This window comes from Vibrio sp. 10N.247.311.51, from assembly GCF_041467855.1.
In the GTDB taxonomy this organism is placed as follows: Bacteria; Pseudomonadota; Gammaproteobacteria; order Enterobacterales; family Vibrionaceae; genus Vibrio; species Vibrio coralliirubri.
The window spans coordinates 40,957-54,306 of sequence record NZ_JBFSVK010000022.1 but is presented as its reverse complement, the minus strand read 5'-3'; the positions used below and the strand labels follow the sequence as shown (position 1 = coordinate 54,306).

The 13,350-nt window shown below is 39.8% G+C and carries 12 protein-coding genes and 2 pseudogenes; 3 read left to right on the top strand and 11 right to left on the bottom strand.

Features of this window, described 5'->3' with window-relative positions; genetic code table 11:
- Nucleotides 1-314 precede the first annotated feature (314 nt).
- From AB6E85_RS25855 to AB6E85_RS18110, 3 genes and pseudogenes are all read left to right on the top strand, one after another.
- Nucleotides 315-473, top strand: a pseudogene (locus tag AB6E85_RS25855) (IS3 family transposase); the annotation flags it as partial.
- Nucleotides 474-1,214: 741 nt separating this feature from the next.
- Nucleotides 1,215-1,337: a hypothetical protein gene (locus AB6E85_RS18115; RefSeq protein WP_372143476.1), complete on the top strand. Its 123-nt coding sequence runs from the start codon at nt 1,215-1,217 to the stop codon at nt 1,335-1,337.
- A 251-nt stretch (nt 1,338-1,588) separates the two neighbouring features.
- On the top strand, nt 1,589-2,611 hold the full coding sequence (locus tag AB6E85_RS18110) for an integrase domain-containing protein (RefSeq protein WP_372143474.1): 1,023 nt from the start codon (nt 1,589-1,591) through the stop codon (nt 2,609-2,611).
- 1,616 nt (nt 2,612-4,227) lie between these two features.
- On the opposite strand, the gene AB6E85_RS18105 is transcribed toward AB6E85_RS18110, so the two are convergent.
- The 11 genes and pseudogenes from AB6E85_RS18105 to AB6E85_RS18055 all read right to left on the bottom strand — a co-directional run bounded on the left by AB6E85_RS18105 (nt 4,228) and on the right by AB6E85_RS18055 (nt 13,316).
- Nucleotides 4,228-4,554, bottom strand: coding sequence for a hypothetical protein (locus AB6E85_RS18105; RefSeq protein ID WP_108122693.1), 327 nt, complete (start codon nt 4,552-4,554; stop codon nt 4,228-4,230).
- Between the two features lie 67 nt (nt 4,555-4,621).
- Complete coding sequence (locus tag AB6E85_RS18100) at nt 4,622-5,101, bottom strand: hypothetical protein (protein WP_372143472.1); 480 nt, start codon at nt 5,099-5,101, stop codon at nt 4,622-4,624.
- A gap of 182 nt (nt 5,102-5,283) precedes the next feature.
- Nucleotides 5,284-5,817 carry a hypothetical protein gene (locus tag AB6E85_RS18095; protein ID WP_123284782.1) on the bottom strand — a complete coding sequence of 178 codons (534 nt, stop codon included), beginning with the start codon at nt 5,815-5,817 and terminating at the stop codon, nt 5,284-5,286.
- Nucleotides 5,818-5,952: 135 nt separating this feature from the next.
- Entirely contained in the window at nt 5,953-6,699 is a 747-nt protein-coding gene (locus AB6E85_RS18090; RefSeq protein WP_108021172.1) for a hypothetical protein, read from the bottom strand.
- 180 nt (nt 6,700-6,879) lie between these two features.
- Nucleotides 6,880-7,278, bottom strand: a complete 399-nt coding sequence (locus AB6E85_RS18085) for a hypothetical protein (protein WP_372143470.1) — start codon at nt 7,276-7,278, stop codon at nt 6,880-6,882.
- 180 nt (nt 7,279-7,458) lie between these two features.
- The gene (locus AB6E85_RS18080; protein ID WP_123284787.1) at nt 7,459-8,649 is read right to left on the bottom strand and encodes a HEPN-associated N-terminal domain-containing protein; all 1,191 of its coding nucleotides are present in this window, start codon (nt 8,647-8,649) and stop codon (nt 7,459-7,461) included.
- A gap of 167 nt (nt 8,650-8,816) precedes the next feature.
- Nucleotides 8,817-9,996, bottom strand: a pseudogene (locus tag AB6E85_RS18075) (IS3 family transposase).
- Nucleotides 9,997-10,027: 31 nt separating this feature from the next.
- Nucleotides 10,028-11,032, bottom strand: coding sequence for a DUF4238 domain-containing protein (locus AB6E85_RS18070; protein ID WP_123284789.1), 1,005 nt, complete (start codon nt 11,030-11,032; stop codon nt 10,028-10,030).
- A 140-nt stretch (nt 11,033-11,172) separates the two neighbouring features.
- Nucleotides 11,173-11,757, bottom strand: coding sequence for a hypothetical protein (locus AB6E85_RS18065; RefSeq protein ID WP_102250272.1), 585 nt, complete (start codon nt 11,755-11,757; stop codon nt 11,173-11,175).
- Nucleotides 11,758-11,862: 105 nt separating this feature from the next.
- Nucleotides 11,863-12,438 carry a hypothetical protein gene (locus AB6E85_RS18060; RefSeq protein ID WP_123284796.1) on the bottom strand — a complete coding sequence of 192 codons (576 nt, stop codon included), beginning with the start codon at nt 12,436-12,438 and terminating at the stop codon, nt 11,863-11,865.
- A gap of 104 nt (nt 12,439-12,542) precedes the next feature.
- Nucleotides 12,543-13,316 (bottom strand): FRG domain-containing protein, encoded by a 774-nt coding sequence (locus AB6E85_RS18055; protein ID WP_372143467.1) that lies wholly within the window; start codon nt 13,314-13,316, stop codon nt 12,543-12,545.
- Nucleotides 13,317-13,350: the final 34 nt, after the last annotated feature.

Below are 13,350 nucleotides of genomic sequence, written 5' to 3'. Positions count from 1 at the left end.
AGAGCGATTTAGCATTAACAACAAATCTTTGTGTAATTGGGTTAAGAAATACGACAAACCAAAGAAACAGCGCAGCATGAGGATGACCAAAGCGCGGAGTTACGCAAATTGAAGCAGAACTTAAGCCTGTGACGACGGAAAGGTCATTTAAAAAGAAGCCGTGGTGTCGTCACCACTCAGGCCAAAGAAGCTCAACGTTTACTCGGAAAAATCAAACAGTTTTGGCTCGAAAGTGGATTGGCTGCCCCTAACCTTCTTAAATGTGCATTTACGGTCGATAAACCAGATGTACACTGGGTAACTGATTTTACCTATATACGCCGAGCTATTGGCGCAGTTTCATTAAAGACCACAATATGGAAATTAGTATGAGTCGAAAACATAACTGCCATGACAATGAAATTGCTGAGAGCTTTTTCTCATTGCTTTTAAAAGACAAGGTGAAGAGGAAGATATACAAAACCCGAAAAGAAAACATAAATCGTGCTAGGTTAAAATTTGCAAAACATCAGGGGCTTGTTCCTTGCTTCTCACATTAACTGAAAGTATGGAATAATCATTTAGCTCAGTGTCTAGTCTTTCTGTAGCATCCAGATTTCATTTGATATACAGCAAGATCTCAAATTTTTCATTGGATAACTTTTAGTAGGTAAAATCCCAATTAGCAGAATGTGATTGAGTTATTAATCTAAATTATTTTGGGGCACTTTCGAGTTAATAAGTGCCATGGATAAAGATTCAAACTAAGAAGCTTTGGAACAAAAGACTTTAACCGTTCTCCCCCTCTGACTTGGTGCTGTCAAAAGTAATCAACCTGTTTTGTATTGAACTGTTTAATTGTACCCCAACAGTTAAACAGCCAAATTGGGTTCCCTAATTGAGAAGTAGCCACGAAGAAGCAGATATCCTGCATGTAAACCACGAGGTAGGAGCAGCATTCTTAATGCTGTGATTATCTCTCACATGTTAGAGCGCATGTACGAAATGCTATCATCAATTTGATGCCCCAACAGAGTATGTATTACTCACACACTCAAATGAAAGATCGCTTTCAACCCTTGGAGTTCGACTCCATTACTCAAGATTTATTATCTGTGTTGCTAAAAGGACCGCTAAAGTCTCCGTCTATTTTGGACGGCAGACAAAAATAGACGGAGACTGCATCCGATAACAGATCCATTGGTATCTCTAGCCTGACAGAGGTATTCAAAATCATGAAAATGCATGAAATGCATCGAACCAATCCATCAGTTACTGCCGGAACTCGTGATCATTCCACTCACTTGTACGTGACAGCAGCCACCAAGCAGCCTGAATTCAACGGACAAAACTTCTAGCCGACCGCTAAGGCCAACCTCAAAGTAAACATAGATTGTTCTCTCCCACTAATCAGTGGCGTCTTCGCCCACTCTATGTAAACGCCTTTGAGTACCAACCTTTGCCAAGTCAGCTTCAACAGCGTAAGCGCTGGGATCGCTTCTTATCTTCCCAACCTCTGCTAATGACGTGCGACATTTTAAACGCGCATAAACACTTAACACTATTCGCTGCTTGCAGAGCCTATAACTGAAAAAACTGAGAGGAAAGTATGAGTCCAAGTAGGTTCCCCACATCTAGGATGGAGAGAGAAAACCCTAATGCCAGAAACTGTGGCCTAAGATCTCGAGATATAAATCAAGCGGCTAAGAATGCGCTTTATGAAAAATTTAATGCCGGTCAAATCGGGTTCAAAACCGTAGCAGACCAAACAACTCGATTTACACAGTTCTCGACATTTATCAAAGACCATCATGGTGTCAAGGATATGCGAGCGATAACGAAAGAGCATGTATCTCAATACGCTCAAGAATTAGATTCGAAAATTGATAACGGCTCAATCAGTATCAAGACAGCGCATGAATACTTGTCTGCCGTCAACTCCGTTCTCAATCAGGCTATTGGGGATTCATCTCTTAGGGTTACAGCATCGGAAGCTGGCCTTCCAAATCGTTCTGGCATAACTACGGAAAATCGAGCTATTGCCCAAGAACAACATAACAAAATTACATCACAATTTTCTGACAGGCTCTCTGCTATCAGTGAAATGCAAAGGTCATTAGGCTTGAGATTCGAAGAGGCTTGTAAAGGTAACCCCGCAGCCATGCTAAAAGAAGCCGTTATAAAGCAGAGCATTTCTGTCACAGACGGAACGAAAGGCGGTCAAGCACGGACAGTACCAATCGTATCCCAAAATCAACTTGATGCACTTCAGAATGCCAGTGTCATTCAGGGACATCATCACTCCATGATCCCTGCAGATCAAAGCTATATACAGTTCCAATCTCAATCCTATCGAGAGTTTGGAAAACTTGATTATAAATCACATGGTGAGCGACACGCCTATGCGCAAAACAGTTATACCAACCACATGCAACAACAAACCGCAGTAGCAGGAATAAAATCAGTTGTGGAGTCGGGTTATAAGCATGGTTCTTCACACCACCAATACATCGCCAATAAAGTGGGATGCACAGTTGAGCAAGCTAAAGCTTTTGACAATGCGGCAAGACTTTCTGTTGCTGAAGAACTTGGCCATCATCGAACCGACATAACAAATGCATATCTGGGGTAAATTATGACTAGAATGGAATATGAGTTAAATCGAGCTATACATCTATACTTAAGGACAGGGGGGCAAAAAGAACCGTAAAAATCAGGCAGAGAAAATGAGCAGCTTCTGTCGCCATGTTCAGAGGCACAACCCAGCCATCAAATCTATCGGCCAAATTGGACGTAAGCAAGTGGCTGAGTTTTGGAGGAGCAAGAACGAGTTGGCTCCCTCAACTAAAACCGCCTATTACTACGCAATTTGTTATATTTGGAATCAGGTACTCGGCAGAAGATCGACACCACCACATTATAATATGGTCAATAAAAGGTAGTCACAACCAGAGAACTCTAAACAACACAGTAGGGAATTATTGTCTCGATTTTCCATTTTTTGCTGTTTACTCTTTTTGCAAAATACAGTGATAATAACTCAAATCACGATAATTAAATCAATGAGTTAAGTTAATAAAATTTGCATTTTTTCTAAGGAGAATTATCAGAATTAGTTAGATAACATATTGGAATATATTCAGTTTTTATACTATCGTTCTTAACACTACCAACATCGGGGTTTCACCGTTTCTGAGCTCTCAAAAACGTCGTAAATCTCGCGCAATACACTGAAAAGAATCAACTTTCCCCTTCCCCACTTTGTCCCAATCTTGCTTGGGTGGATTAAGGGTGGACGAAAGGTGGACTTATACAGTAGTTTTTCTAACAGTAAGACTAGACCGCTTTTTCGCTAGGTTCAACACACTACTCAAACAAAAAGGCAAAACCGACTAGCATCTAGAATGTTACTTGTATGGCCTTGTACGCACTTCAAAACGAATATCGTCATCAATAATGGGACGACTCCTTTGGCATAACTAAAAATCGCTGAGAGCCGCCTATTTACATTCCTGTGTATTGGACAAGACGTTACCACCACGTAATACACTCCAGGCTAATCAAACAACACTGGAAGGCGATCAAGAAAACACTTCTAGCCTTTCGTTCATTCTTAACACCACCTTCCAACCTAATCCTTCAACTCTCATTTAATGACATAACATGCCTGAACTACCCACCAGCAAGTAAACCTACTCATCCAGTATTAAGAACTTTAAAGGCCTATAGGCACTCACTGATCCGCACACTCACTTTCAAAACATAACACTCGGCTTCTATGGCCAAAAATCATGGATTCGGAATCCGAATAATTGCTAGAACGTCTATGCAAACCAAAAATATTGAAGCATTTGGTCCAAGAATTTGTGATGGTGGGGCTCTGGTCGCATCACAAGCATAAAATCCCGCCCCCCCCCACCCTCGCACACTCTAGGTGACACTTTCAGTTCACCTAGAGTGCACGGATTTAAAGAGCTAGGGAGAGATTTTATTGACAAAGTAACGTTGACACTTTTTTGGAAGAAATCTCAATCCAGATTCTAGTGCTAATTCTTAAAAATCAACGGCATTTTGAAGGAGAAAAAACCGAGTAACTCTACGATTTTCAATACAACTCGTATAATAAACTCGTAAAAGTGAGGTTGCCGAAGCAAAAATGTAGCGGATATCCGAATTCGCGAATAAAAAGGAATAATATTGAGATGGTTGCAGCTATGAAAAAGAAGCGGCCTGATTAGCCAACTTTCCTTAGGCTCTTCTTTCTAGAATACTCGTAATGTCTTTTTTGAGTTCGTCTGAAAGGCGTTCAAATTGTTCTGGTGCAACCAAGCCTTCCTCACACATTTGCATGAGCTGAATAAATGCACGGCTTCGAGAGTGGCCATCAAAGATAGACTTCATTTGCTTTTGAGATTCTTTAGAGTGCTGACACATAAAGTTGAACCTTTCCCCTACAGATTCTGCTTCATCAGTAATCGTTTTGATGGCTTCATCTAGCTGTCGAGTACAAAACACTTTCGCTGCTTCACTCTTTATTTCGCAAAAGATTTTCCAATCAGACTCTTTGATATTCATACCGACCTCCATAAAGTGTTACTTCTTAGGGTAGGACATGGCGTCTTAGACACTTGTTATAACACCGCTAGCTCATATCGCTAAACCACTGAGAACACTTCCATCGTAAATAGAACAATAGTGTTAAGCTTATGGAAAATAGAATGATGATAGCTGCATCCATAAGGTAAGCACTGTCAAATAAAGTTGCTTCATATTTAGATAAGGCGATTAGTGCCGATGCCGTAATTGAAAGAATCAACGGATCAATTGCTTCATCAGGACCGGGGGTAAATAGCATATATCCAAGCTCTATCGCCGATGATACAAGCAATGAGCCACCAATAATCTCAAGAAATGCTTTCCCATACAGTTTAGTTGCTAATGGCAGTATCTCGAATTGAAAACCTGCAAACTGAAACACCTTTAAGAAAATCGTGTAGAAAATAAACAAACCAACAACAAATTGAAGTAAAACACGCAAAACCTCTACTTTCGGTTTAGCCCATTTATACAACCTCTCTGCGCACGTTTGTTCTGACTCGACCCCACGGTCATCTGTACCCATAGTTATAGTGACTCAAATAATATAATTTCTTTCTAAATGGGGATTAAATTTGATATTTCAAGATATTAACGCCCAATTAAGTAGTGAGCTACGCTGCCACTTAACCCGAACATTGTGCCTTAATCACTAAAGTTGATTCAAACCTAAAATACCGAACGTTGCGAATCTGCTTAAATTGATTGTTAGCTTTGTAGTGATTTTCTTAGCTGTTCAAATAGACCTTTATCTGGTTTTACAGCAAAGGTCTGCCCTTGTGTCGTATGAACCCACAGTTTCAATGAGTAAAGGTTAAACTTAGAAGTTTCAGTAACTGATTTAGGAAAACGGACAATCCAGTCTTCGTCATTTCCTTTATAGCGGAACGGAACTGCAAATGTTGCGTCTTCTCCCTCAGCTAAAACTTTTGGTAAATCGTCAAAACCAGGTAGCTTGAACATTTGAATGAAACTAACCTTGTTTTTCCAAAAACCCGCTCTCCATCCTATGCTTTCAATCTTAGCTGGTTTATTACTCAGATTAACAATTTTAACCACACAATGATCTGGGGCATTTTCCTCGGTTCGGCTAACTAATTGCATATGTCGAACTGTGATGCGTAGCTTAATTTTGTTCTGATTATAAGCAAACCACAAAGATGTGATCACAGCAGAAACTGTACCAACACTTGCAACCCATGTACCGATCATCGACCAGAATTGAATATCTAACGAACTCATTTATTTCCTCCAAAAAACTAACGCCCAATTAAAGTGTGAGCCACGCTACCACGAGACTCAATTTGGACACCGTAAACACAAAACTAAACTCAAACCCAAAATGCCAAGTGTGGCGAATCACTCATAAATTGTTTGTTATAAGAGTTCTTTTTTACTAAGGGAGACTAACCGATCTCCTAGCCAAGTAAGCCGCCAAATATTGAAACGTTTGCCATTACCTGCCTTGAGGTACTTTATAATACCAATAGCACTTAACCCAGAAGCAATCATAGGTAGGAAAGCTACAGTTTTAGAAACTGGCTTGGAAAGACTTGCTAGTACTTCGGGAGGAGAAAATAGAAGAACGACCGTTGATAAGAGCGCTAAAAATGTGATTGCCATAAATAAAAATTGGATCAACCCTGTTTTTAATTCATTTTGTTCGACCAATCCCAAAGCTTTTAAAGTTGTTAGACGATAACGATCCTCTCTACTCAAGCTATCTCGATTGAGCACCTTAATTAGAGTTATAGCGTCTCCAGATGATAGTTTCTTAAGCTTTGTCAGCAATACTTCAGAATTAAAACTATCCTCAGAGTTTAATAGTAAGTTATGCCAGATACCTGATAACGTTTCATCTGAGGGATCTATCTTTTCTACTTCCCCTGCCCATTGCTCAAATAGTTCCAGTTGCGAATAAGAAAGTTCGGTCTCTTGCTTGCTAACCGACTTTTTGCGAACCGATTCAATGTGTGAAAGGAGGTTTTGTTCCTCTCGTTTAGCTTTAGCGCCTTCAATTCGATGTTGAAAGTAGCCCTTTAATTCAGTGCCTAAGTAATCTGTACTGGGTTTCAGTAATGACTCGAACACCGAAACTGATAATTTTTGTTTTATTTCAGACACTTCACGCTCCAAACGAATAAGAATATCACCTTGATATCACAGGTTAATCTAAATGCATATATTGAGCTTATAACGCCGCATTAAGGTGTGACGCACGCTTGCCATACTGTGAGCGAAGCGAAAAATGGCATGCGTTTTTTGTCCGTGTTGAACAACTTGTTATATTTTACTACACCACTGTTAAAGCGCTTTGATGAGATCTTGAACTTTATCAGTATCTAAGTAACTTGGATTTACTTCATCTCCAACCATAAAACCGTCAGCAAAAATCTTACTTAATTCTTCCACTGCTTTTTCATTAAAAGTATTAGGATATATCCGTTTATATGCATTTAATATTGCCTTGAGCTTAAAGTTAGTAGATTCCGCCAAATCAACAGAAATTACCTCACCTGAGTTAAATGTTGGTATAAATATCTCAAGCAAATTGTTTTTTAACTCTGTCTTAAGCTTTCGGCGACTTGACCATTTTTCAAAGAGAAACCCTAGAAAAAACGTGAATACCCCCGGCAGCCAGCTATTCATAAAGTTTAAAAGCGAAATTGCTCCCCAATCAACGTCATTAACTATCGTAATCACTTAATTTTTCTCATTTTTTGTATTATTAAAATAGAAGTCTTTAGTGTTCAAAAAATATAACGCCCTGTTAAGGTGTGAGCAACGCAATACCGAAGCTCCCGCATACCACCTTAAATACTAAAAACAACGCATAGTAAAAATGCCACGCGTTGCGAATCACTCTTAAACAGATTGTTATACCTATATGTATTTATTGGGATTAGTTCTTTTTAGGCTAATAAGTCTCAAAAGACCATCCTTTGCATCATGCTCCACGCAGTCTTTGTCGTCACAAAATAATACTATTGCATTTCTTTTATGAAGCTTTGAACTCGGATAAATAATACCGTCAACTTTCTTACCTTCTTTGGTCTTATGGATAAATCGAAAATGTTCGCTGACTACTTGTGTTGGAACATAATCAATATGCTCAAAACCATCTTTTCTCACTGGAGCTGTAAAGTCCGACAGAAAATCGTACACAAAGGATAGTTGATGACGATAATCTCGTTCACATCCTGACAGCAACCCTTCGTATGGAGGTAGTTTACTAAAGTCAATCACGACAAGCTCTCGAGTAACTTCAAAAGTCCCAACACTCGCAACCTTAGCTTGATTTGGCCCTTCAAAGGTTTCAGCAATTGCAGTACGTCGATCGAAAGCCCCATAGAACATTGATATTCCGGACGGACTCATTCTATTTGGATATACTGCAAACTCTACTGGGGGAGAACCAATCTCATTAGCTGAATTGAGTTTTGCTTTTTTATCATGAATTCTTACACGAAGTACTTTTTCGCCGACCTTAATATCCCTATATAAGTTTAGGCTGTCTACAACATTGCTCAAAGAATCCATGAAATATTTAGGTGGAATTTCGTCGAAACTATTGAATTCTCTCTCATCTTCAGTGCGGTAAAATGAGTATCGAGATTTGTGCTTCACTAGATGTACAAAAGATTTCCATCCATGCAAATATGCCTCCGAGGGAGATAAATTGTAAAAATCTCTCTTGCACCATTGTTGGACATTTAAAGATTCAATGATGTCATCTTGAAGATCCATATTTTCTATTGGGATACTTAGTTCCCCTAACAGATCGTATGAATCCATTACATCTCCACACCATCCCTTATCCCATGGAACACCAACGTTGTTCGGCTCCCCATATTCCTCACTGATACAATCCACTAAGAATTCCATAAGCATGTCAAAATGAATGATTCTTAGTCTTTTATTTCCACAGTACGTACATTCCCCTCGCTCCCCTTGGTCACGCACATATCTTCCTAAGTCTTCTTCACCGATACATCGAGAACATAAGAATTTGTCACCAACAGAGTAGAACCCTCTTTCTTCTTGTTCCAGCATGAACTCTTTAGCTCTACCCATATTTATTCGCTCCCCATGTGCCAATAGGTATAACGCCGCATTAAGGTGTGAGCAACGCTACCACAAAACTCAACCATACCACCGTAAACACAAAACCCAACGATGGAATGAAAAATGCCAAGCGTTGGGAATGATCTTCACCCGATAAAATGGACACCCTATCTTCTTTAACCCGTCATGACTTCATATTCATGCGGGCTTCGATATCCAAGACTTGAGTGCAGTCTATAACGGTTATAAAAATGCTGGATATAACCGGCAAGTTTATCTCTAAGCTGCTTCTCACTTTTAAAACTATTTTTCCTAATTATGTCGCCTTTGAGAGTATGGAAGAACGACTCTACCTCAGCATTGTCTGTGCAATGACCTGGACGATTCATACTTGGGACCATTCCATTTTTTGATAATAAAGCTTGAACTTCATGGGCTCGATATTCAGAGCCTCTGTCGGTATGAAACAACAAGCGCTCTTGTGGCTTTCGATTTCTAATGGCCATTCTCAACGAACTCATCGTTAGCTGTGTACTCTTCTTACTACCAAGCGACCAACCGACGATTTTACGTGAGTAAAGGTCGATAACGACGGCTAGATACATCCAACGTTTACCTTGCTTTATATACGTTAGATCTCCAGACCATTGTTGATTAACTGCCGTTCGTTTTGGTGTATCTTTTTTAATATTCTTAATCGATTGATAGAACCGATGTAGCTTGGCCATTCTCATGTAAATGCGATAACTTCGCGCTCTTAGCCCTTGCTCTCTCATGATCCGAGCTACACGCTTGCGGCTAACCAAAACTCCTTGGCGCCTCAGCTCTGCATGAACTCGTGGACTACCGTAAGTCTCTCGACTCTGACTAAACACTTTAATTATGCGCTTCTTCAAAGCCTGCTCTTCTTGATCGTAGCGGCTTGGCTCTCTATCAAGCCATGCGTAATAACCCGACTTAGAAACAGATAGAAAACGACACATCAAGACAATGGAATAACGCGTTTTGTAATGGGCTATGAATCGGAATTTTGTCGATTTTCTTGGGCAACGAATCGTTGCCACTTTTTTAGCAAGTCATTCTCGAGCTTAAGTTGTTCATTCTGACGTTCAAGCTCTGCAATCCGACTAGACTCAGTTTTCTGGCTCGGGATCTGAGTCCTTTTCTTACGTTTATCTTCCATAATAACCCCTGCTCTATAGTCCTTTCGCCATTTAGAAAGCATATAAGGGTGGATATCTAATGATAGCGCCACGCTTTTAACTGTAGCTCCTTCTCGAAGCGAAAGTCGGACAGCAGTTACCTTAAATTCCGTAAGATATTGTTGAGTTTTTTACCTGATTTATAAGCTGGCATAAACACCTCCAATTACTATTGAAGGTGTCCACTAGATCGGGTCAACTACAGAATCACTCTTAAATGCTTTGTTAGTTTTACGTTTCCACGGATTCTTAACGATACTAACCCCATTAGATGATGCATTCGAAACTAATCGCTGAGAGTTCCCTTTAGACAGAGACAGTGCAGATAACCAATCTAGCTTTTCAGTACTAAAAATGTTGTCTATAGCAGCATGACTTACCTTTGTATTTATCTGGTGTAAAAGCTCGCTACTAAACTGCCCGATTACAATGTGCTCTTTTGGATTACTTGTTGGCGTCAGAATTAGAGCTGTATTCTTAGATATAGGGTACAGAATCTCAGCTAAGGGATGGGCAGGACCAATATCACCTAAATGTTGCTTATAAGGGTAAAAAACAACTGGTACATCGCCAGTCACAAACATTGAGCCTGCTGGAGCATTTATTAACACCCATTCTTTCTTGAGAAATTCAAGCGCTGCTGTTTGAGCCGCCTTAACCATATGTTCTAAACTAACCGTCGAGTTAACTTGTAAATCAACGACATTAGATAAACCTTCTTTTTCAACTAACTCTTTTAATGCAGTTGGAACCTTAGAATTATCCCAAACTTTATTGAGAACTAGTTTTGCAGCCTGCCCATAGATTTCAGCGATGCCGTCTCGAAAACTAGGTCCACGAAACATCAGTAAGGCAATGTAAAATGCTAACTCCCCTTTCTGAGAACCGTGGATAGGTACATAGGGAAGAAATCTAGAATCTAACACCTTATCAATGATGTTATTCCCGATCATTTCTACTTCTGAAATGACGTCTTCTAGTTGTATGTGGTCCACTTGTCCTTGAGGGTCTATCTGATAATAGTAGTAATCTTCTGCACAGATCTTATTGATAGACGCAGTTTGGCGACCATATTCACCTTTGTTTTTATCAAATGCCCAAATGAGTGACTTCTGTCCCTCGATGGTAAAGCGCTTCAAATGAGCTTTTGGGACATAATGCTGGTTTTTCTTTATTTTTCTATTATTCATATGACCAAATCAATTGTAAAACTAACGCCGCGTTAAGTGGTGAGCAACGCTACCACCTAACCTAAACCATTGCACCATAAACACTAAAGCTGACTAAGACTCAGAATGCCGAGCGTTGGGAATCCGTCTTAAACGCTTTGTTAACTGTTTTTAGGCTTCAGGACAAAGTCTTTTTCTCTAGTTGGTCCATTGATTCTATTGATTATTTCATTCGTGAGAGTTAAGTCCCGCTTGATATTTTGCCCATTTATATTGAAGTGTAGTTCTGACTTGGAACCAATAACTAACGTTGATACGTCAAGACTACGCTCTTTTGAACCTTCTACACAAATTATGTTGTTTTGAGCAATTTTAAACAATTCAGATATAGGAAAACGGTACGATTCACCCGCAACCAAACCTCTTTCAAATAAAGTATGGAATAGCCTGTCACCACTTTTTCCTTTTTCATGATGAACATGAACGTTTTTCAGCAAAGTACATGAATAGTTCGAACGTTTGAAAAAACGTTCCTTAACTAAGATCGATATGTCTAGAACGAAAACTCGTTCACTTTCTGAAGTCGCCGTGACCGTTATCTCATCAAGTCCAGAAGTGATAAAAATATTACAAGTCCTACTTAAGCTTTCAGATATCTTATAAGACTTCAACGCAGCGAATGCACTGCATATTGCTGCAATTGTAGCTAAAGATGTCAAAACTAAATTCCAATCAATAATGCCCATACTTCCTCAAAAACAGTTAACGCCGCATTAAGGTGTGAGCGACGCTTGGCTATACTTGAGCGAAGCGAAAACGCCAAGCGTTGCGAATCACTCTTAAATGCTTTGTTAGCTTTTTCTCACCGCTAAAACGAGATATTTTGCGTACTTAGCCAACCAGTAGGTTCTCGCTTTAAACGCTGAAGCAAATATCTTACTCGATTGAAGGCCTAGCAGAACGGTTTCATCAGTGACTACATTCACTTTTGAACTACACAACTCAAAATACCCATGGGATGTATCTAAGTGGATAAACAACTTTTCACCGCTGTTAGCTCGGATATTATGAGTTTTATAAATCAACTTATCGTATCCATTTGGCCCAATCGTTTTGGGTTCTACAGACTCCAAAACAAAGCCGTTCCCCGGAAAGGAACTATATATTACAGGTTTCTTTCGCACTTCTTGCTCAACCCTGTGTTCTTTTTTAGCAAAGCAACGGCATGTGTTTACGGTTATTGCATAATCTCGCCTGTTGCGAACAAGAAAAACATAAGCTGCTTCTTCGTCATCAAGATCGACTAATACTTGCTCAAGTTTAATTGGTTTTCGATTATTTGAAATCCAAACAAATAGGAAAGTAACAATCGCAATAATGGAAGCTAAAGAACTGAGTATATCTACTATTAATTTGAAATTGTCCATACTTTCCTCGACATGCTAACGCCGCATTAAGGTGTGAGCGGCGCTTGGCTATACTTGAGCGAAGCGAAACTGCCAAGCGTTGCGAATCACTCTTAAATGCTTTGTTATGCCTTGGTTTCATGCACCGATGGCGGCGGTGGTGGCGGTATCATTCGTTGCTGACTTGTAAAGTGCACTTCTTTCAAGTACTGACACAAACCATCAAAGTCTGGGAACAAAGTCATGTCATTTATTCCCATAGAATTAAGCTCTCGCATTACCATCGTTCGCTCACTAGCTGGCATATCATAACGCCATAAATACGTCTGATTGCTTTCAGTGCCCTTGCTCATGATGAAGCCCTCAATATCGACGACATTCGTTGAAGTAGTAACACCCATCTGCCTAACCATTCGTTGATTACCTGTTGCGTATGGGACGAAGTTACTTACAAAATACTCGGTACCTAAAAAACTAGTTTGTGAGCCAAATGCTTTATTCCAACCGTCAATATCGAAGATATACACTGTGACTTTATCTGTTGGTTCTGGCTCTAATGGAGCATTTTTAAATGCGAAATATGCTGCGACATATCCGGAAAGAGTCCAATCTAATAATGGCGTCGGGAATCCATGGTGCTGCAACTTCCCTAACAAAGCGCCATATTCGATGTTGTTTTCGAGATTGACCGGAGATTCAAAAGCAGCCAGTTGGTAGTTGACGTCATTAATTATCGAACCAAAATAGTCGGAAAGAGAAATACTCTTGAACTTAGCACTGCGATGGAATGTAGTTTCAAGCCTCCACTTACTATCGCTTTGTCCCCGATAATAATGCTTTCGATTGTTACGAGTTGCCTCGGCAATCCATTGTTTATAAGAAGCCCAATTCTGTTGCATATAATCTCCGAATGTACCGAATTTAAGAGGCATA